The sequence below is a fragment of the Frankia sp. Cppng1_Ct_nod genome, from assembly GCF_920656135.1.
Taxonomy (GTDB): Bacteria; Actinomycetota; Actinomycetes; order Frankiales; family Frankiaceae; genus Protofrankia; species Protofrankia meridionalis.
The window spans coordinates 1-20461 of sequence record NZ_CAKKTK010000080.1; the positions used below are offsets into that span (position 1 = coordinate 1).

Here is a 20461-nt window from a genome sequence, read left to right on the forward strand (position 1 = left end):
TTGGCGAGATGGCTGAACAGTTCAACGCCTTCGACGAACTTCTTTCCTGCGGCGAGACCGCCGGCGATCCCGAACGACAGGATCGCGCCGGCCCCTTTCGGTAGCACACGCTGTGCCCGGTCGTACCATTTCGAGGACGACAACCCCGGGTAGTTGACCCAGCTGACATCATCACGCCCGGCAAGCCATTCCGCCACACGCTGGGCGTTGGAGGTGTGCCGCTCGATCCGCAATGACAACGTCTCCAGGCCCTGGAGCAGGAGAAACGCGTTGAATGGCGAGATCGCCGCGCCGATGTCCCGCAGCAGTTGGACACGGGCCTTGGCGATGTAGGAGCCGTGACCGAGAGCGTCCCAGTAGACCAGGCCGTGATAGTTCGGGTCCGGTGTGGTGAAGTTCGCGAATCGGCCCGACGCCCCGTAGTCGAAGCGTCCACCATCGACGATCACACCACCGATCGTGGTGCCGTGGCCGCCGATGAACTTCGTCGCCGAGTGCACGACGATGTCCGCTCCGTGCTCGATCGGCCGGTAGAGATACGGCGTGGCCAGCGTGTTGTCGACGATGAGCGGGATGCCGGCGGCGTGGCCGACCTCGGCGATCCCGGCGGTGTCGAGGACGTCACCCTTGGGATTGCCGATGGTCTCACCGTAGAACGCCTTGGTGCCGGGACGGATCGCGGCGCGCCACGCGGCGAGGTCGTCCGGGTCGTCGACGAAGCTGACCTCGATGCCGAGTTTGGGCAGCGTGTAGTGGAACAGGTTGTAGGTGCCGCCGTACAGACTCGCCGAGGACACGACGTGGTCGCCGGACTCGGCCAGGTTCAGGATCGCCAGGGTCTCGGCGGCCTGGCCGGAGGACACCGCAAGCGCTCCGACACCACCCTCCAGCACGTTGATCCGCTGCTCGAGGACGTCCTGCGTCGGATTCATGATCCGGGTATAGATGTTGCCCGGCTCGCCGAGTGCGAACAACGCGGCGGCGTGGTCGGTGTCCCTGAAGACGTAGCTCGTCGTCTGGTAGATCGGGACGGCACGCGCCCCGGTCGTCGGGTCGGGCTGGGCACCCGCGTGGATCTAGCGGGTTTCGAATGACCAGCTGTCTGCTGACATGGAACGGGTCCTCCCCGAAGATGAACGGCGGCGCTGCGGATGGGCCGCGCTGGCGCTCACACCGGGACGGACGCGACCCCCGGGTCACGGCCGACATGGACTGGAACATCACTGGCGGCCGTCAGATGGAACAACAGGCCTCGTCGTTCATCCGGCACACGGCCGTCAGGCACGCAACGCACCCCCGGATGTCACGCAGGACACTCGACTGAGGGTGCACGGTCCGGGATCTAGTAGCAGGTAGCGGACTTCGTCCGTCCGATCCACCGGTCCGTGGCGCCGGCGATGCCCCATCCGCAGGATGACACCCACCAAGATAGTTAGCTGATATGAAATAAATAAATGGACGACATGGTTGTCACCCGTGAAGACATCACCCGCGGCGACAGGAAGGAACGATGACCGTATTAGGCGATATACCCATGACCACGGATATACCTTGCAAGAGCGACACGTACCGTGTTCGCCCCCACCCCTGGCGGCCCCGGACCCGACCCCGTCGCGCCCTGCTCGCGCTGTCCGTCCCGAATTACCGCATCTACCTGGGCGGACAGGCGGTGTCACTGGTCGGCACCTGGATGCAGGCCGTCGCATTGGGCTGGCTGGTGCTTCAGTTGGGGGCATCGGGTACGGTGCTCGGACTCATCACGGCCGCGCAGTTCGCGCCGGTTCTACTACTCGGCGCCTATGGAGGGCTCCTCGCCGATCGCGCCGACAAGCGACGTCTGCTTGTCTACACCCAGTTGACGTCCGGGCTGCTGGCTGCCGGTCTCGCCGTACTCGACCTCACCGGCGTCGTCCAGTTGTGGATGGTGGCCCTGGTGGCGGCCGGACTCGGCGCCGTCAATGCGGTCGACAACCCGACCCGGCAGAGCTTTGTCCACGAGATGGTCGGCGCGGACGTACTGGCAAACGCCATATCACTCAACTCGGTAGTGGTCAACGCGGCTCGGGCGGTCGGGCCGGGGGTTGCCGGAGTGCTGATCGCCGTCGCCGGTACCGGCGTGTGTTTCATGGTCAACGCGGTGTCGTTCCTCGCGGTCATCGTCTCGCTGACCCGCATGGACCCACGGGCACTTCGCCGCCGGGACCCGCTACCCCGCGCCCGGGGCCAGGTCCGGGAGGGCTTCGGGTATGTCCTGCGCACCCCGGCGCTGCGGGTACCACTGGCCATGATGGCCGTCATCGGCACGCTCGCCTACGAGTTCCAGGTCGTACTTCCCCTGCTCGGCCGGGTGGTGTTCCATGGCGGGGCCGGCACCTACGGGCTGCTCACCGGCGCGATGGGCGTCGGCGCGGTGATCGGCGGGCTGTTCGTCGCCAGGCGGAGCCGAGCAAGCCTTCGGACCCTGGTGGTCTCCGCGGCGGGCTTCGGCGCCGTCATCCTGCTTGCCTCAAGCGCGCCGGAGGTCCATCTCGCCGCTGCCGCCATGGTGCTGGTCGGCGCAGGCAGCGTCGCGTTCCTGTCCGCCGGCAACGCGGCACTCCAGTTGGCGTCCGAACCGCACATGCGTGGCCGGGTCATGGCGTTGTGGACCGTGGCCTTTCTAGGCAGCACCCCCGTCGGCGGCCCGACGATCGGATGGATCAGCGAGCAGCTCGGGGCTCGTGCGGGACTGGCCACCGGAGGACTCGCCGCCCTGGCCGCGGCCTGGTACGGCGCGCGGCATCTGTCCGATCGGCCGGTCAGTCGGTCCGCTCCGACGGCGGCGCCGCCGAGGCAGCCGCCCTGCCAAGTTCGGGTAGCTGCAACTGTTCGGTCTGATGACCCCGGTGTGCCTGGACCGCACTGAAGTGGTACTCCTCAGCCAGGTGGAGGAAGTCGGGTTCGTGGTAGCGACGACCGTCCAGGGTGGGGCCGAGCGTACCCTCCATGATCGCCTCGACATCCTCACCGGTGATCGTCTTGTTCGTCTCCAATGCGTGGGTCACCGCGAGCACCTCCCGGCGGTTGGCCGACAGGATCACCTCCGTCCGTTCGTAGAGTTCCTGCAGCTTCGCCTCCACCTCGTCGACGAACCCGCCGCCGAGGTAGCCCGGGCTGCTTCCGGAGTACGCGGCATTGCTGCCGAGACCCGAGGCCAGGGCGGGACGCGAGACGAGGGTGCTGCCCATGGCGTGCCTACCGATGCTGCGCGCGACCAGTTCGGTGGCGGCGTGCAGGTCTCCGCCGACGCCCTGGGTGTGGTCACCGTCGAAGAACATCCGCTCGCCGACGATGGAGGCCAGGAACGTCATCACATCGATCTCGACCTCGGACCGCCAGTCGACGAACCGGTCCTCCAACGGCACCGGGGCGACGAAGCCGCCGGTGTCCCCGCGGCGTTCGATGGTCGCCATGTCAATCGCCATGTGCTTCTGCAGCCGGTACATGACCACGGCATGGCATGCCTCGTGCAACGCGACGCTGTGGCGTTCCCGTTCCACGTACTCGTGGTCGTCGGGCAGGCCATGCTCTTTGATCGACTTGGCTCGCAACAGATCCTTCCAGGTCACGACCTCCCGGCCGGCCTTGATCGCCTGAATGAGCGCCTCGTTGACCATGTCCTTGATGCTCGCGCCGGTGGCGTAGGGGCTCATGACGGCGAGCCGCTCGACCTGGGCCGGGCTCACCTCGTGGTTGACCTTCTCCAGGTATCCCCGGAAGGTCCGCACCCGGCCCTCCTTGCTCGGGTAACCGACCTTGTAGATGCGGTCGATCCGGCCTGGACGAAGCAGCGCCTCGTCCAGCGACTGCGGCATGTTCGTCGCCATCATGATCATAATTCGGTACTTCGGCGGCGGCTTCGGTCGCATGCCGAGAGCACGGCGCACCACCCGGTTGAGAAAGCCACGCGGCTTCTTCAGACCCGAGATCTCGGTCAGCAGCGCCTGCAGCGTCCCGTCGAAGCTGGACTGGCCGCCACCGCCGCCGTTGGGAACCACGAACTGGGCCTCGGCCAGGTTCCGGCGCGTCGACGCGCTGGCGTACGCCATCCCGTTGCACGCGTTGGCGGGATCGATCAGCCCGACCCGGCCGCCACCGGCCTGTCCGGATGGGTTGGCCCGTCCGAAGTCGCCGGTCAACTGACCACGGTTACCCAGGGTATCGGCCTCATCGAAGAACACGATCACGCCGCCGTACCGCAGGGAGAGCTTGCGCAGCTTCCGGAACAGACTCTTGACCTTCATCACGCCGACACCGAAGAACATCGCCTGGAAGGCCCCCGGGTCGACGAACACGTAGGGTTTCCCGGTCTCGCCGGCGACCGCCTCGGCGATCAGGGTCTTGCCGGTGCCGGGCGGCCCCCACAGCAGGATGCCACCGGGCACGTATCCGCCCCGGCTTTCGATCTCCTGGGGCTTCTCCAGGTGGAAGACCGCCTCCTTGACCCTGGACAGGACGTGGTCCTGCCCCCAGACGTCGGAGAACCGGGTCTTGATGTCCTCGGGGAAGTAGACGTCCACGCCACCACGGGAGAGGAACCAGAACAGCAGCGCGAACTGCCCGATCGTGATGGTCATGATCAGAACGATCTGCACCACGAACGGAGCCGCGTGCCAGATGTCACCCGGGAGTCTGACGAGAGCGTTAAGGACCGAGTCGTTCTTGATCCGGGCGTAGACGAACGCGAAGACCGCGAAGACCGCGACCCACTTCAGCGTGCGACTGATGCGGTAGCGGTTCCAGTCGTTCAGCCGGAGCAGCCGACGCTCGAAGCGACCGAAGACGGTGTCGGTCCAGAAGACGTAGTAGCCCGAGGATCGCTCACCGGTGAACATGTGGACCTGGCGGACGACCTCGATCACGATCAGCGCCAGCAGCCACCAGCTCGTCGACGCCTGCTCGCGCACGGCGTCGACCCAGCCCATGATCGGGTTGTCCGACATGGCCGCGGCCACCACGAACACGAACAGAACGCCGAACAGGATGAGGAACTTCACCCTGTCCCACAGGACCAGACGCTTGCGCACCGGCGGGTTCGCCGCAGCCTGCGGCGGTGCCGCGGGGCCGATCAGGGGTGGCTGCGCCGGCGAGGTCTGATTCATGATCTCTACCCTCAGGTTATCGGCTTGATCGTGAACGATGTCTGGACCTTCTGGATTTCGGCGCCGTGCTCGGCGTAGCACCAGGACGAGCAGGCAAACACAAGCTGATAGAGCACGGTCTGGTCCTGATCGAGCAGGCTCGTCTGGTCAAAGGTGACGAGCCCGTTGTTCAGCCGAAGCTGGTAGACCAGGTGAACACCGTGAACACCGCCCCCCTTGTGGACGACCTCGTCGGCGAACAGGAGGAAGTGCGGCGCCAGCCGCGCGCCCTGGGGGTCCGTTCGGACCGCCTCCACCTGCGCCTGTTCCTCCTGGTCGATGGAGACAAAGAGATTGCGCAGGTCATTGGTGGACAACGTCGCCGCCTCCTCCGGCAGGAGCTGGCGGACCTGCACGAATCCCTTCGGTTGGGTCGCATCCGGGAGCAGCAGGTTCTTGTCGTCGAACTTCGCCGCGGCGTCGATCCCCACGAGCCACTCACGGGAGGCCAGCACGCGGGCCGCCTCGGGACTGACGTTGCGGGCGTCGATCCCGATGTAGGCGGGGCCGAACAGGACCTGGTGCCGCCAGGAGGTCGGGATCTTGAGAAACGTCCCCGCGCCCTTGTTCGTCACATACTGGTAACGAGCGGAGCCGCAGCCGGCAAGGAGAAGGAGAGCGGCGAGGAGCACCGACACAACCGCCAGGACGCGTTCCCGCAGCATGCCGCTTCTCCTACCCACAGCCAACCTCCAGAATGTGATGAGGCTGAGCCTATGGTGCAGCACAGCCCCCCTGCGTGGCACCTTCTCCGAGGAAACCGTGAAGACGCAATAGTCTCGACACCGGCAGTTCCGGTGCCGTCGGTCCCGGTGCCGTCGGTCGACCCGGATCCGGTAGATCATTAATTGAAGCGGGCCGAGTGCAATCCGCTCCGTCGAACCCGTCCCGATCGGGACGGACCAAATGTGATCAACATCCGTTTTGTCGTACAGGAGCGTCCCGGTACAAAAACATCCGCTTCACGGTATCGCCGTTCATGGCGGCCAACATCCGCCGGAAGAACTTGGCAGGCAACTCCCGCCCTTACCGAAACAGCACGGCATCATCATGACTCTCCGCACGGCAGAGAACGCTCTACGCCACCCCCGGCTACCATGACGGCCCATGGGACGGCTACGCACCGCAGTCGAGAACTTTACTGAAAGCCGACCTCTGCCGCCTCGGCCCGTTCACGCCGAGTCCCATCGTCGGAGTCCCGCCACAGGAGTCCCGGCGCAGACAACACCAGCTATACCGATCAGGCCGGCGAAGCGGACGATATCGGAAAAATCAACAACAGTGGTGACGCGAACACGACGACGATGGGGCACACTCGGACTCGTGGCGCACTACCGACACGGGCGGAAGGTCCCGGCACTGCCACCTGCGCAACGCCACGCGATCGGAGCGGCCACGATTGTGCTCGTCTTCGCTCTCGTGACGCTGACCATGTGGCGACCGGCGTTCTTCGCCGTGCCGGCGCTCGTGGTGATTGCCGGGCTCGGAGCTCTGGACCAGGCCATCGTCACCACCCGGGCCCGGTCACGATCACAGGCATCCGCCGATTCCCCGGCCTTCGGTTCCGGCGACCGCCTCGACGGCGAGGCGGTCACGATGGCGCTGCCCCGTGTCCGACCCGTCGACCCACACCACCGGCCACCACGCCGTAAGTGGGAATCACCTGTAGCGGACGACGTGCTGTCCTGGTCAAGCCCGCAGATTCTGCGGCCGGACGACCCGGATGCCGCGCACACCATGGCCATCGACATGCGGGCGTTCCTGGACGACGGCCCGGTCTGGGTGCGCTGAACGGACACCGAACGGACGCTGAGCGGACCCGTCGAGGTCAGCCGCCGGTACCGGCTCGGGCCGCGAGGAGGGCAAACACCCGCTCGGTGGCCAGCCGGACAGCGTCCGGATCACCGCCGTCCCGCCCGGCCGCGAGACCGACCAGGAACGCGGTCACAGGGGCGGCCGGTCTCGCGACGTTGTGCGCGACATCACGGGCAAGGTCAAGAACACCTGCGATGTCAAGGCTCGCCGGGTCGAGGCCCAGCGCGCCGGCCGCGTCAACCACCCAGTCATCGAGAGGGTTCACCCATCCATCCTGGCCTGGCTCCGGCCAGTCGGTGCCCCCGACCCGGGCATCTCCGACCCGGGCGTCTCCGCCCACTGCCGTGCGCGTTCGACGTCCGCCGGCTCGTCACAGTCCAGCGCGGTGCGGGCGTCGACGGGAAGCACCACCGTCCGAAGCCCCGACAGAACATCTCGCAACGGGACGCCGTAGGTGACTGCCGGCAGCTGCCCGCGCAGCGCGCCGGTCCGCCACACCCCGGCCAGATACTGGTGGCGGCCCGGTGGATCGACCAACAGGGCACCCTGCGGGGCATCGCCGTGGGCGGCCCGGTCAGCGCTGCCGTCGTCACCGCCACCGTCGACGTCGCTGCCGTCGTCACCGCCACCAGCGGCCCGTACGAGCGCGCCTACCGTTTCCGCCGCCAGAAACGGCAGATCGGCCGCGAGCACGGCGACGAGGGGTGCCCTCACCAGCTCCAGACCGGCGGCAAGCGCGGCAACCGGCCCCCCGCCGAGCGGGTGCTCACGCGTCCAGATGATCGGACGCGGCCCCGGGACAGGACGTGGTGGGCCCACGACGATGATCCCACGGGCGTCGTCCACCGCGGCGAGGACGCGTTCCAGCAGGGTCCGGCCACCGATCGTCACCCGAGGCTTGTCGACACCGCCGAGCCTGCGGGCCGAGCCGCCGGCCAGCACCACTGCGTCCCAGCTCATCCGCCGATCGCCGACATCGGCCGCACCGGCTGCACGAAGGCGGGACCGTCGATCCCGTGCCCGGCGCGCTTGCCCCGGACCGCCGCCACCCACAACGCCGCAAGCCGGGCGTCATCAGCCCCGGCTCGCATCGCAACACGCAGGTCGGTCTCCTCCCGCGCGAACAGGCAGGAGCGGACCTGCCCGTCGGCGGTGAGCCGGACCCGGTCGCAGGCGGCGCAGAACGGCGCCGTCACCGAACCGATCACCCCGACCGTACCGGGGCCCCCGTCGACGGCGAACACCTCGGCGGGTGCACTGCCCCGACCGGACAGCGCGGTCACCGTGAACTCGGTTCGCAGGCTGGCCAGGATCTCCGCCCCGGTCACCATCACACCCCGGTTCCAGGAGTGCTGGGGGTCCAGCGGCATCTGTTCGATGAAGCGCAGGGCATAGCCCCGGTCGAGGCACCACCGCAGCAGGGCCGGCGCCTCGTCGTCGTTGACCCCACGCAGCAGCACCGCGTTGACCTTCACCGGGGTCAGCCCCGCCGCGACCGCCGCAGCCAGCCCGGCCTGCGCGTCCGCCAGCCGGTCCCGGTTCGTGATCGCCAGATACCGGTCGGCCGACAGCGTGTCGAGGGACACGTTGACCCGGTCCAGGCCGGCCGCACGCAACGCCCCGGCCAGGCGGGTGAGCGAGGTGCCGTTGGTGGTCATCGACAGCCGGGGACGGGGACGCAGATCCGACAGTCGGGCGACGATGTCGACCAGGTGGGGCCGGACCGTCGGCTCTCCGCCGGTCAGTCTGACCTCGTCGACGCCGAGTCGGGTCACGGCTATGTGGACGAGACGAACAACCTCGTCATCGGTCAGCTGCTCCTCCCTCGGCATCCAGGCCAGACCGTCAGCGGGCATGCAGTAGGTGCACCGCAGGTTGCAGCGGTCGGTCAGCGACAACCGTAGATCGGTGGCCACCCGGCCGAAGGAATCCCGCAAAGTCACCTTCTCAGCCTAGGCACCTTTACCACGGCAGGCACCCGTCGCCCAGGACGACATCGGAATCGGTGTCACACTCGGATGGGCCGGCGACGTGTGCGGATCTATGGTGGAGTGGGCACCGGGTTGACCGGGCGGTTCCCGCGGTGCCGCGCTGCGCGCGGCACGTGTCGGGTCCGGGTACGCCCAGCGTCGGTCGCGGCAACGGGAGGGCACAGGCGAAATGCAGGTCTTCGGCGTCGATATCGGTGGTACCGGCATCAAGGGTGCGCCCGTCGACATCGACGAGGGAAAGCTCGCCGCGCCCCGCTTCCGACTACCCACGCCGCAACCGGCAGAGCCGGCCGCCGTATCCAAGACCGTCGCCGATGTCGTGGCGCACTTCGGCTGGACGGGTGCGGTCGGGGCCACCTTTCCCGCTGTCATCAAGGGCGGTGTCGCAAGGACCGCGGCCAACGTCGACCCGGGCTGGGTGAACACCGACGTCGCGGGGGTACTTGGATCGGTGCTGCCCGGCGGGGTCGCCGTGCTGAACGACGCGGACGCGGCCGGGGTCGCCGAAATGACCTTCGGAGCCGGTCGCGACGTCGGTGGTGTCGTCATCATGACGACCTTCGGCACCGGTATCGGTACGGCGCTGTTCCTGCACGGCCAGCTCGTACCGAATACCGAGCTCGGTCACCTGGAGATCGGTGGACACGATGCGGAGATGAAGGCCTCCGACGCCGCGCGCGAACGCGACGATCTTTCCTGGGAGAAGTGGGCGAAGCGGGTCACTCGCTATCTGAGCGCCCTGGAGGCGCTGCTGTGGCCGGATCTCATCATCATCGGGGGCGGCGCAAGCCGAAAGGCGGACCGTTTCCTCGACCACCTCGACGTGCGCACGAAGATTGTTCCGGCGCAGCTGCAGAACGAGGCAGGAATTGTCGGTGCGGCGCTGTTCGCTGCTGTCGGCGACCAGACCCGTCCGAAGGCAGCGGTCAGACCGCCCCGCCGCCGCCCGCCCGCTACCCGACCTCCTGGAGGTCGCCGTCCCTGAACACGACGAGACAACCGCCGACGAGCCGAGCTGCTGCCACGTCCACCCGGTGGGTACGCAGCAGGCCGACCGGTATTTCGTCGAGGACCATCGTCTCGGGGACCATACCCGCGCGCACTCCGACGTCTGCATGGACTCCGACAGAGCGTGTCGGACGCCGGGGTGAGACACCATGGGTGTGCCGATGGCAAGGTGTGGGTGTAGGCATGGGCGGCGGGTTCGACGGTCCGGGCAGTCACCGCGATGGAACATGCCGCGGCGGACTCGGACGACCCCGATGAGGAGGCGCCATGCGTGAGCTGCGAGCGGTCGCGCTCAGCGAGGACGGCGGCTACCTCGTGCTCGCCGACATCGCGAGCGGACCCGATACGGAGAAGTTCCGGGTGCCGGTCGACGACCGGCTTCGCGCTGCGTTGCGCGGGGCTCGACGCAGCGAGGTCCGCCAGGAAAGCGCGCTGACTCCCCGAGAGATCCAGGCCCGCCTTCGGGCTGGCGAGACCGCCGCCGAAGTAGCGCGGGTCGCGGGCATCCCGGTCGAACGGGTGGAACGGTATGAGGGTCCGGTTCTTGCCGAACGGGCCCGGGTGGTGCAGGAGGCGCGTGCCGCGCTGCTGCCCAAGGACCCCGGCGGCACGCCCGGCCGGCCGCTGGGCGAGGTGGTCGACGCACGTCTGATGGCTGCGCAGGACAACCCGGATGGCGCCCAGTGGGATGCCTGGCGCCGCGTCGACGGGATCTGGCTCGTCCAACTCACGTCGGAAAGCCGGTGCGCACGCTGGACCTGGGACCCGGTCGTTCGCCGCGTTCGCCCGCACGACGATGCGGCCCGGGCACTGGTAGCTCCGGAAACGCCGGTCGAGCCCGCCGTCTCCCCGCAGCCCGCGCCCTCGGCCGCGGTTCGGCCGGCCGCCCCGGCCCTTACCCTCGTGCAGCAACCCACCACCACGCCCGCGACACCGGTTGCGTCAAGCGTGCCGTCTCAGACGACCGGGGCCCCGGTCGCCGTTTCAGTGCCGCCCACGCCGATCCAGCCGGCCGCGGCGCGGGGGCGCACGCACGGGACGTCACGACCCGCCGCCCGGGGCGGGGCACCTGCTGATCGCGCACCGGCCGTGACCACCCCGATGGTCGGCAGAGCGGCGTCATCGAGTCCCGAGCCCTCTCCGGTGTCGGCGGCCCCCGCGCGGGGTACTCGGCCAGGGCCAGGCGCTACGGGTGTTTCCGTGGATGCTGTCGCCCCGGCGACGCCCAAGTCGGTCGTGCCGGACCCCGTGCCCTCCGGCCCGGCACCAGCCGACCCGCTGCCCGCACCGGCCGAAACCGGGCTGACGGACGATGCGCCGTTGCGGAAAGTCGCCGAGTCGGACCCGCAGCCGCAGGCAACGCCAGGTGATGACCCGGAATCCGACGTCGACGAAGCCACGGCACAGCAGCCGGCGGCCCGGGGGCGGCCCGCGACATCCGGCCGTACGTCGGAGCGTGCCTCCGGCGGTCGTCGAGGTCGCAAGTCCGTGCCGGCCTGGGACGACATCGTCTTCGGCGCACGACGCCCGTAGGACACCCCCCGACGCCCGGAAGAACAACAGCCAGGAGAACAACACCCGGAAGCCGGAAGCCCAACAACTGGAAGACAGCATGTCCAGGGGCTTCAGCGAGGGTCAATTGCCAGTTCTGTCGTGAGGGAACCGTCACACCAGCGGGCTGGAACCAAATCCCGACGAAGACTGTTGAAGATGGTGTGACTGGAACCACTACCAAACCGACGCTGACCAACCTCGACCGGTGCGACCGGTGCGGCGCGCAGGCGTATGTGCGGGTCGTGCTTCCCGGTGGCGGCGAACTGCTCTTCTGCCGACACCACGCCAAGTCCCACGACTCGAAGCTGCGGGCCATGGCGATCGAATACCATGATGAATCCGACAAACTGACCATTTCACCCTGAATCGTCCGCCGTTCGGCGGAACGGACCCCTCTGCCTGACCCCCGCGGACACCTACGGAGCCCTGTCGGCGGGGGCATTTTGATGTCGTCCGGAGGCATGGCGCGCCAACAGGCGACATGCCTCCGTTATCCGTATCGAGACGCCGGGTGATGCCGGTGACCGCCAGCAGATCCCACTCGAGGCCTACTGTTATCCCCCAGTGTGTCCGCTGGCCGGGGGCCGTACCGTGGGTGCCGTGTCGATGGCGAACAAGATGCGTCCCGTCGTGCCACCGTTGACTGGTCCTGTGTCCGAACCGTCGCCGTCACCTGCGCTGGTACGCCCGGCCCCTCCTCGTCCATCGAGCCTTCCGCCATCACCGGCTGTGACACCGGCGGCAGTGGCGGCAGTGGCCACCTCGCGCGGACGGGTGTCCATGCGTGCATTTATTCTTGTCCGGCAGACCGTCGCCGGCGCATGGCGTGACCGGGTGCTGGGCCTGGCAGCCGAAGCCGGCTTCTGGCAGTTGCTATCCCTTCCCCCCTTACTGCTGGCGATCCTGGGCACGATCGGCTATGTCGGGGACGCTGTCGGTGGGGACGCTGTCGAAAGCGTCCGGCAAAGTCTCCTCTCCGGCGCCAACGATCTACTCACGCCGTCGGTCGTCGACGACGTGGTTCGTCCGACCATCAACGAGATCCTCACGCACGGCCGTCCAGATGTGATCTCGATTGGCTTCCTGCTGTCGTTGTGGACCGGCTCGTCCGCGATGTCCACCTACGTGAACACCATCACCATCGCCTACGGACAGCGTGAGCTGCGCTCAGCGGTCCGCAGCCGGCTGCTGGCGCTCCGGCTCTACATCACCCAGGTAACCAGCGGGGTGATACTCCTACCCGCGCTGGTTCTCGGACCGGGCCTGATCGCCCAGATCCTGAACGCCGAACACCACCACGTCGTGGACTGGTTGTTGAAGATCCTGTTCTGGCCGGTGGTGGCGCTGCTCTCCCTGGGGATGCTCACCTCGCTGTACCACCTGTCGCTGCCATCCCGGCGCCCATGGCGGCGGGCCCTGCCGGGCGGACTGCTCGCGCTGGTGCTCTGGATCGTCGGCAGTTACCTGCTGCGGCTCTACCTGGAGACCGTCTTCGGCCATGAACTGATCTACGGCTCGGTGGCGGCACCGGTCGCCGCGCTGCTGTTCTTCTACATCACCGCGCTTGCCGTCCTGCTCGGAGCCGAGCTCAATGCCGCCATCGACGAGGTGGTCGAGCCCGCGCCCGTACCGGCGGATGCCATACCACCATCCAGCCGGAGCACCGCCGGCCGGCCGTGGCACTCCCGTTTCCGGCTGCGCCGGTCACGGGTTCAGTAGGCGCCCCGGGTTCAACAGGCACCTCAGTAGGTGCAGGAACCTGCAGCACCCGCACCCGGGGCTGTCGCAGCGCCCGGCGCCTTGGTCGTAAGCGGCGCCTTCGTCGCAGGCGAGGTCCTGATGGTAGCCGGAGCTCGGGCTGCCACCGGAGCCATGACGGCGGTAAGGGCGGCAGGCTCGACAGCAGACACGGAGACGATGTTCGGCAGCGAAGCGCTCGCGGTCGGGGGTGCCGCACCGAGATCGGCGAGGAAGGCCGCCAGTTTGTTCGGGTCGGTGAGCAGCACCGACTGGCCGCCGAGCTGGCCAGGTGATGCCGGGACCGTCGTGAAACGCACACCCGGGGTGCCGATGCCGTGTAACCGGACCGCGAGCGGCTGCAGATCCGCCAGGGACGTGCCGTCATCAACCGTGATGGACGAGGTGGCCGCGTCCAGAAACGAGGTCAGCTTCGCGGGACTGGTGAGCGTGCTGGTCGATGTAGCCGACCGGAAGACCACGCCGATGAACTGCTGCTGGCGCCGGATCCGGTCGAGGTCGCCTTCCGGCAGGCCGTAGCGCTGTCGGACGAAGGCAAGTGCCTGCTCGCCGTTCAACACGTTGTCACCGACATGGCCGTGCCATCCCGACATTCGGTCGTCGAGGTTACTCGTGCTCCCGCCGGGCAACGGCTTCACGCATACGGTCACCCCGCCGAGAGCGTCGGTCATCCGCTGGAAGCCGATGAAATCGATCTGTAGGTAGTGATCGATACGAATCTTCGTCAGCGTCTCCAGGGTGGCCATCAGCAGAGAAGGCCCGCCCAGTGCGAAAGCGGCGTTGAGCTTCGCTTTCTGGCTCGCGTGGCCGCGCCCGGAGGAGTCGGTGTAGCCGGGGATCGTCACCCAGAGGTCGCGTGGGAACGAGACCAGGGTGGTGGAACCGTCCGCGTCCAGATGGACGAGGATCGTGGTGTCCGAACGCTGGCCCTCGACCTCGCCGAACTCGCCACCCGTACCGGCACGGCTGTCCGAGCCGACCATGAGGATGTTCTGTGTGCCACCGCCGGCCGCCGCCGGCCGCCGGACGGACGGGGAGAAGGTCAGTGGGACGCGGTGGACCTTCCCGTCGTAGTACCGAAGTACCAGCCACCCACCGCAGGAGGCGGCCAGTACCAGTACCGACGCCAGCGCCGCCACCATGATGGCCACCCGCCGTCGGGTGGAAGTCGGGGGCTGCCGCGGGCCCGGGAGCTGACCGTCGGGTGACCCACCGGGTAAGCCCGGCCCGGGGCCGATGCCGCCCCGCCGTTGCGTGGCGGAACGGCCCAACCCGTCCGGAGGCCACGTCATGGCCACGTCCCCTCGTCCGCCCCACCATCGCAGCGCCGCTGGACTGGTGGGTCCTGTGGCGCCAACCCTCTGGACGACCCGCGCCTGACCGCAGGTTCCCAATCATGGGTGTCAGGTCCGCGACGCCGGTGACCGCCGTGGCCCCCGTCCGGCCGGCTACGGTCAGCCGAACTCCGCCCGGATGGCGGGACCGTCGGCGTCAAGTCCGGGCGCGGGCGGCCGCTCGAACGGGTCCGGCCAGTCCGTCATCTTCACCGGATTGCCAGGCAGGGGAAGACCGCCGGCCGCCACCACCATGCGGCGGAAATCAGCCTGATCCGAGGACACCGCCTCCGCGACATCGTTGATAAGGCCGCACGGGACGCCCGCTTCGTCCAGAACCGGCAGCCATTCGGCCGCCGGTCGGGTGCGAAGAGTGTCCTCCACCTCGCGTTTGAACGTGTCCCGAGCTGACAGTCGCGCGCCGTTGGTGGCATACCGGGGATCGGTGCCGAGATCCGGGCGATCCAGTGCACGGCACAACTTTCCGAAGAGTCCATCGTTCGCGGCGCAGATCACAATGCTGCGGTCCGCACACGCGAACGTGTCGAACGGCGCGATCGAGTAATGTGCGTTGCCTATGCGTGGTGGGGTTGTGCCGGTCGCCAGATAGGACAATGCGGCACCCTCGAGCAACGACAGTGTGGCATCGAACATGGCGATGTCGATATGGGTACCGCGACCGGTCGCCGTCCGTCCATGCAACGCCGCTCCGATCGCGCCGAAGGCGTACAGACCGGCAGCCAGGTCCGCGATCGGGATCCCTGGCTTCACCGGTTCGCCGTCCGGCGAACCGGTGATCGACATAATACCGGTGGCGGCCTGCACGACCGCGTCGTAGGCGGGTCGGTTTCGCCACGGCCCGGTCTGCCCGAAGCCTGAGATGCTCGCGTATACCAACCGAGGATTACGCTGCGACAACGTATCCCAACCGAGACCGAGCCGGTCCATCACACCGGGACGGAAGTTCTCCACGAGCACATCGGCCCGGTCGATGATAGAGAGTAACGTCGCGTGATCGACCGGATCCTTCAGATCGAGCGCAACCGACTGTTTGCCACGGTTCACCCGGGCGAAGTAGAGCGACCGATCGTCCTTGAACGGACCGTATGAGCGAGAGTCATCTCCGTGGCCGGGGCGTTCGACCTTGATGACGCGAGCGCCGAGATCAGCGAGCATCAGAGTGGCTAACGGCCCTGCCAATACCCGAGTGAGATCGACAACAAGAAGACCATCCATGGGACCGCATGACATCGGCACTCCTCGGACGCTACCCGTTACGGGCCGGCGCGGCCTACCGTTGGAACTATGAGTGCGTGCCCAGGTGGAACCCCGCCTTCTCCCGACAGGTCCCAGCGCCTTACCGTCGCTGATAGTCAAACCGCGGTCCTCGGCAGTACCACCACAGCGCAGACCGCGCCCCCCGCCGTGTCATCGACGGACCCGGTGGGGCCGGCCACGGCAGCGGACGACACATCCACGGCGGATGTGTCGTCCGGTTTCAACGGCGAAGACCAGGCCGGCGAGGACGAAGTAAGCGAAGACGAAGTCGACAAGGGCCAGGCCGGCCACGACCAACAGCCACAGGCCGCCTTCCGTCGATTCATGGCCAGCGGATGGGCTCCGACACCCGCCGTGACACCGGCTCGTGCCGATGTAGTTCCCTACGCGGCCAAGCGCCGCGCACTGTTGGGATCGCGGTTCCCGTCCGACACACTGGTGGTGCCCAGCGGCGGACTTCAGGTGCGAGCAAACGACACAGATTACCCGTTCCGGCCTGGAAGCGACTTCTTCTGGCTGACCGGTTGTCACGAACCCGACGCGGTGGTGATTCTCCATCCAAGCGCGGCCGGCGATCACGACGCGGTCCTGTATGTCGCCGACCGCTCGGACCGCTCCACCCCGGCCTTCTACACCGATCGGCGTTACGGCGAACTGTGGGTCGGCCCGCGACCCGGCATGCGGGAAAGGTCGGTGACCCTCGAGATCGAATGCCGGCCGCTCGGCGAACTCACCGAAGCTCTGGGCCGGCTGTCGCCGGCGACGACCCGGGTGCTGCGCGGGATGGACCCGCGGGTGGACCGCCAGGTTCTGCGGTACGTGCCTTTCGGCCCGGCCAGGTCCGACCGTGGTTCCGGCGGCCCGGCCGACCGTGACCTGGAGCTGGCACAGACCCTCTCCGAGCTGCGACTGGTCAAAGACGATCACGAGACGGCGATGCTGGAGAACGCGGTCGCCGCGACCGTGCTCGGGTTTTCCGAGTGCGTGCGTGAGATGGGCCACGCGATGGCCCTGCCGAACGGTGAACGGTGGCTGGAAGGCACGTTCTGGCGTCGCGCTCGAGTCGACGGCAACGACGTCGGGTACGGGTCCATCGTCGCCTGCGGCCATCACGCCACAACGCTGCACTGGGTCCGTGACGACGGGCCGGTGTGCAGTGGCGACCTCGCGCTACTGGACATGGGTGTGGAGTCCCGTTCGCTTTACACCGCCGACATCACACGCACACTTCCCGTGGACGGACATTTCAGCGACGTGCAGCGTCGGGTATACGACGTGGTCCATGCGGCCCAACAGGCCGGAATCGACGCAGTGGGTCCGGGGGTGAAGTTCCTCGACCCGCACCGGGCCGCAATGCGGGTGATAGCTGAGGCGCTGCACGACTGGGGGCTGCTTCCGGTGAGCGTCGACGAGTCCCTCTCGGAAGCTCCGGAAGCCCCGAACGCGGGCCTGCATCGCAGATATACCCTGCACTCAACGTCACATATGTTGGGACTCGACGTCCACGACTGCGCCCAGGCCCGGGATGAGGCCTACCGCGACGCGCCGCTGGTAGCCGGGATGGTACTGACGGTCGAACCAGGACTGTACTTCCAACCTGACGACATTACGGTGCCCCCGGAGCTGCGTGGGATCGGGGTCCGCATTGAGGACGACATTCTCGTCACCACCGATGGCCACCGCAACCTGTCCGAGGCTCTTCCCCGTACGTCGACGGCGGTGGAAAGCTGGATGGCCCGGCATCGGACGGGCTGAGCCCGACATGACCTGGGCGACAGGTTGTCGACTTCTCAACCCGTCGCCCAGGAAACAGTTCTCGTCACATGCCCCCATATAGGACGCAAGCGGTACCAACCAGGGGTTTGACCTCCGCATACTGGCACCACACCGCGGCCGACCCCCACAGGTCCATGGACCACTACTCGGTCGCACCCACGGCGAATGCGACCGAGAGCCACTCAGTGAGCCTTGTCGTACGCCTCGACGATGTTGGAAGCGATACGGCCACGGTCACTGACCGTGTAGCCGTTAGCGCGCGCCCACTCGCGAATGTCGGCAGTACGGTCGGTACCACCGGTACGGCGAGAAGCGCCACGCGGCCCACGCCGGGCGGCAGTTGCCCGGCCACCAGAGCGACGCGCCGCTCCAACGAACGGAGCCAACGACTCACGCAGCTTGGTGGCGTTCTTCTCGGACAGATCGATCTCGTACGAAGCGCCGTCCAGTCCGAACCGAACAGTCTCGTCAGCCTCGTGTCCATCGAGATCGTCAATCAACGACACGATGGTCTTCTGCGCCATGCCACTCTCCTTCAGGTCAGCGAACCGCGGAACTCTCGGGACTAGTATTACCACGTCATCAGGAAGAACTGTAACGGCTGCTTCGGACACGCGCGACTGCCATCGCCTCCGGACATGCCACCGGAGGCGTCATCGACGCCACACAACACCCCTCGGGTAGACGTGAGTCACGTCTACCAAAGGACCCGATGCCACCGTCAGGATAATTTTTGATCATGAGTTGTCGCCGAATCGCGACTTCCGATCCGAAACGCCGGTGGTCGGCGCAGACAAGGACGTCACGGTCCGGAAGGCGGAGTGAGCACCACGCAACGCCATCAAGGATGCGCGGCAGCGAATGTCTTACACCACGTACGGGCCGGGGATGGGCTCATCCGATTCACGGTCTGGTAGAGAGCGAGGCGTGCGGTGGATGCGCGGACATGGATCGTCGATGCGGCAAATGTGATCGGGGCACGACCGGACGGATGGTGGCGCGACCGCGCAGCCGCCGCCCTACGCCTCCACCAACGCTTGTCCGGGTTCTGCGCAGGCACATACGTGCCGCGAACACCCGGCGGCCCCGAACCGCCCGATCGGGTGGTCCTGGTATTGGAGGGCACGGCCCGGGCCGGGGTCGCGGCCGGGCCGGACACGGACACCACCCGGCTCGTCGTCATCCACGCGACCGGATCGGGTGACGACGCCGTCATCGACCAAATCCACCGACAGCCCGGTCCGGTATTTGTCATCACTGCCGACCGGGAGCTTCGTGGCCGTGCTCAGGCAGCGGGCGCGACCGTGGTGAGGCCAGGATGGCTGTGGGCTGTTCTCGACGACACCGGCCCGGTCTGAAGGCCCCTGAAGGCCCCTGAAGGCCCCTCAGGACCGGCTCAGACCGACGTAGCGGGCCGCTCCGGACCTCCGGGGACAGGAAGCATCCACGCCGCGAACCTGCCGGCGCTGACGCTGACCTTCAGGGGAATGCCGAAGCACGCCGACAGCAACGGACCCGTCAGGGTCGTCGCGACCGGCCCCGCAGCCGCCACGCTGCCCGCGCGCAACAGCAGCGCGTGGGTGATGCCCGGCGGAATTTCCTCGACGTGGTGGCTGACAATTACGGTCACCGGCGACAGGGGGTCCGCGACCAGCCGGGTGAGATGGCGCAGCAGGGCCTCACGTGCCCCCAGATCGAGCCCGGCGGCCGGTTCGTCCATCAGAAGTAGCTCGGGGTCCGTCATCAGCGCACGAGCGATCTGGACGCGTTTGCGCTCTCCTTCGGACAAAGTGCCGTATCGCCGCTCGATGAGATTCCTGCACCCGACCTGCACAAGCAGATCCCGTGCCCGGCGCAGGTCGTCGTCGGCGTACTTTTCGCCCGCGCGCCCGACAACGGACCACGCGGCGGTCATGACCACGTCGATGACGCGTTCATGGGTGGGCAGGACGTCCGCCACTGCGGAACTCGCCAGGCCCACCCGACTTCGAAGGTCGAAGACATCGATCTCACCGAGTCGGCCGCCGAGCAGCTCGACCGTTCCCAGAGTCGGGAAAACCCGGCTCGCCGCAACCTGAAGCAGGGTTGTCTTCCCGGCGCCGTTCGGCCCGAGAATCACCCAACGCTCACCGTCCGCGACAGTCCAGTGGATGTCAGAAAGCAGCGTCGCGCCGTCTCTCACAACGGTTACAGCGTCCAGGCGCAACACCACGTCGGGCACGGCGCTCACGTTACGCGCCCCATCGGGGCGCAGAGCCGACCGGGATGCTGTGTCCGCCGTGGGGGTGACCGACTTCTCAGAACAGCCGGCGGCGACGGGGCGGGTTCGACATGCGGGCGGCAGGCTGCCAACCGCCCGACAGCCCTTCGTCATCGCACTCCGGATGGAATTCCGGTTCATTCTGACGAGGCGGTACCGGTATCCGGCCGCGGCGCCGTGGCGGTCCATGACCCGCGCCGACGGCGGCGGCCGTCGGCGAATGACCACCCTGAACAGAGTCGACGGGTACGACGAGATCGGCCGCCAGATCGTCGAGGTCCTCCACAACCCGCCTGATCGCGACCTCTATCCGTGCGGTCAGGCGATGTCCGGAGGACGCGTGGAGCGCCCCGATCCGGCGTCGGGCCTCCTCCACCGCACGCCTTGCGACCTCGAGATGTTCAGCGGTGCTGCTCAACGATGCACCTCGCTCAGGTGGTGGGTGAGATCGCCGGTCGCGGACCGTGCCAGTCCGGACGCCGACGGATACCACGCATGAGTCTCGCT

General features: G+C 67.6%; 20 protein-coding genes. 8 read left to right on the forward strand and 12 right to left on the reverse strand.

Features of this window, described 5'->3' with window-relative positions; genetic code table 11:
- On the reverse strand, positions 1–1076 hold a 1076-nt coding region (locus NBW77_RS18450), incomplete at its 3' end, for an O-acetylhomoserine aminocarboxypropyltransferase/cysteine synthase family protein (protein WP_242606034.1).
- Between the two features lie 458 nt (positions 1077–1534).
- On the opposite strand from NBW77_RS18450, the gene NBW77_RS18455 reads away from it, so the two are divergent.
- Positions 1535–2905, forward strand: a complete 1371-nt coding sequence (locus tag NBW77_RS18455; protein ID WP_131747828.1) for an MFS transporter — start codon at positions 1535–1537, stop codon at positions 2903–2905.
- Here the strand turns inward: NBW77_RS18455 and NBW77_RS18460 are convergent.
- Positions 2799–5141 (reverse strand): AAA family ATPase, encoded by a 2343-nt coding sequence (locus tag NBW77_RS18460; protein ID WP_131747830.1) that lies wholly within the window; start codon positions 5139–5141, stop codon positions 2799–2801. The genes NBW77_RS18455 and NBW77_RS18460 overlap by 107 nt on opposite strands.
- Positions 5142–5152: 11 nt before the next feature.
- Entirely contained in the window at positions 5153–5845 is a 693-nt protein-coding gene (locus NBW77_RS18465; protein ID WP_131747832.1) for a hypothetical protein, read from the reverse strand.
- Between the two features lie 616 nt (positions 5846–6461).
- Between NBW77_RS18465 and NBW77_RS18470 the strand changes: the two genes are divergently transcribed.
- Entirely contained in the window at positions 6462–6971 is a 510-nt protein-coding gene (locus NBW77_RS18470; protein ID WP_250280064.1) for a hypothetical protein, read from the forward strand.
- Between the two features lie 37 nt (positions 6972–7008).
- Here the strand turns inward: NBW77_RS18470 and NBW77_RS18475 are convergent, their stop codons facing one another.
- Genes NBW77_RS18475 through moaA form a run of 3 tightly spaced genes read right to left on the reverse strand, consistent with a single transcriptional unit; the run spans position 7009 to position 8938 of the window.
- A complete protein-coding gene (locus NBW77_RS18475; RefSeq protein WP_250280065.1) occupies positions 7009–7260 on the reverse strand; it encodes a DUF6457 domain-containing protein in 252 nt (83 codons plus the stop codon).
- Positions 7257–7955 carry a molybdenum cofactor guanylyltransferase gene (gene mobA, locus NBW77_RS18480; RefSeq protein WP_131747836.1) on the reverse strand — a complete coding sequence of 233 codons (699 nt, stop codon included), beginning with the start codon at positions 7953–7955 and terminating at the stop codon, positions 7257–7259. The genes NBW77_RS18475 and mobA overlap by 4 nt, the downstream gene beginning before the upstream one ends.
- Positions 7952–8938: a GTP 3',8-cyclase MoaA gene (gene moaA / locus NBW77_RS18485; RefSeq protein ID WP_131747838.1), complete on the reverse strand. Its 987-nt coding sequence runs from the start codon at positions 8936–8938 to the stop codon at positions 7952–7954. The genes mobA and moaA overlap by 4 nt, the downstream gene beginning before the upstream one ends.
- 217 nt (positions 8939–9155) lie before the next feature.
- Here moaA and ppgK point away from each other — a divergent pair, with 217 nt between their 5' ends.
- Positions 9156–9971: a polyphosphate--glucose phosphotransferase gene (gene ppgK, locus NBW77_RS18490; RefSeq protein WP_131747840.1), complete on the forward strand. Its 816-nt coding sequence runs from the start codon at positions 9156–9158 to the stop codon at positions 9969–9971.
- On the opposite strand, the gene NBW77_RS18495 is transcribed toward ppgK, so the two are convergent.
- A complete protein-coding gene (locus NBW77_RS18495; RefSeq protein ID WP_165486251.1) occupies positions 9940–10077 on the reverse strand; it encodes a hypothetical protein in 138 nt (45 codons plus the stop codon). The genes ppgK and NBW77_RS18495 overlap by 32 nt on opposite strands.
- 184 nt (positions 10078–10261) lie before the next feature.
- Between NBW77_RS18495 and sepH the strand changes: the two genes are divergently transcribed.
- From sepH to NBW77_RS18510, 3 genes are all read left to right on the forward strand, one after another.
- Positions 10262–11527: a septation protein SepH gene (gene sepH / locus NBW77_RS18500; protein ID WP_250280066.1), complete on the forward strand. Its 1266-nt coding sequence runs from the start codon at positions 10262–10264 to the stop codon at positions 11525–11527.
- Positions 11528–11709: 182 nt separating this feature from the next.
- Positions 11710–11913, forward strand: a complete 204-nt coding sequence (locus NBW77_RS18505) for a DUF7455 domain-containing protein (RefSeq protein ID WP_131747842.1) — start codon at positions 11710–11712, stop codon at positions 11911–11913.
- A 415-nt stretch (positions 11914–12328) separates the two neighbouring features.
- Positions 12329–13267, forward strand: a complete 939-nt coding sequence (locus NBW77_RS18510) for a YihY/virulence factor BrkB family protein (RefSeq protein WP_131747844.1) — start codon at positions 12329–12331, stop codon at positions 13265–13267.
- Between the two features lie 23 nt (positions 13268–13290).
- Here the strand turns inward: NBW77_RS18510 and NBW77_RS18515 are convergent, their stop codons facing one another.
- Positions 13291–14448 carry an LCP family protein gene (locus tag NBW77_RS18515; protein WP_131748070.1) on the reverse strand — a complete coding sequence of 386 codons (1158 nt, stop codon included), beginning with the start codon at positions 14446–14448 and terminating at the stop codon, positions 13291–13293.
- Between the two features lie 312 nt (positions 14449–14760).
- The gene (locus tag NBW77_RS18520) at positions 14761–15816 is read right to left on the reverse strand and encodes a CaiB/BaiF CoA transferase family protein (protein ID WP_250280067.1); all 1056 of its coding nucleotides are present in this window, start codon (positions 15814–15816) and stop codon (positions 14761–14763) included.
- 426 nt (positions 15817–16242) lie between these two features.
- Between NBW77_RS18520 and NBW77_RS18525 the strand changes: the two genes are divergently transcribed.
- Positions 16243–17673 (forward strand): aminopeptidase P family protein, encoded by a 1431-nt coding sequence (locus NBW77_RS18525; RefSeq protein ID WP_131748072.1) that lies wholly within the window; start codon positions 16243–16245, stop codon positions 17671–17673.
- Between the two features lie 203 nt (positions 17674–17876).
- Here the strand turns inward: NBW77_RS18525 and NBW77_RS18530 are convergent, their stop codons facing one another.
- Positions 17877–18218, reverse strand: a complete 342-nt coding sequence (locus NBW77_RS18530) for a histone-like nucleoid-structuring protein Lsr2 (RefSeq protein WP_131747847.1) — start codon at positions 18216–18218, stop codon at positions 17877–17879.
- 408 nt (positions 18219–18626) lie between these two features.
- On the opposite strand from NBW77_RS18530, the gene NBW77_RS18535 reads away from it, so the two are divergent.
- Complete coding sequence (locus NBW77_RS18535; protein ID WP_131747849.1) at positions 18627–19052, forward strand: PIN domain-containing protein; 426 nt, start codon at positions 18627–18629, stop codon at positions 19050–19052.
- Between the two features lie 38 nt (positions 19053–19090).
- Here the strand turns inward: NBW77_RS18535 and NBW77_RS18540 are convergent, their stop codons facing one another.
- Both NBW77_RS18540 and NBW77_RS18545 read right to left on the reverse strand, forming a co-directional pair.
- A complete protein-coding gene (locus tag NBW77_RS18540) occupies positions 19091–19915 on the reverse strand; it encodes an ABC transporter ATP-binding protein (RefSeq protein ID WP_242606036.1) in 825 nt (274 codons plus the stop codon).
- Positions 19916–19991: 76 nt separating this feature from the next.
- Positions 19992–20372 (reverse strand): Rv0250c family protein, encoded by a 381-nt coding sequence (locus tag NBW77_RS18545; protein WP_131747853.1) that lies wholly within the window; start codon positions 20370–20372, stop codon positions 19992–19994.
- Between the last annotated feature and the right edge of the window lie 89 nt (positions 20373–20461).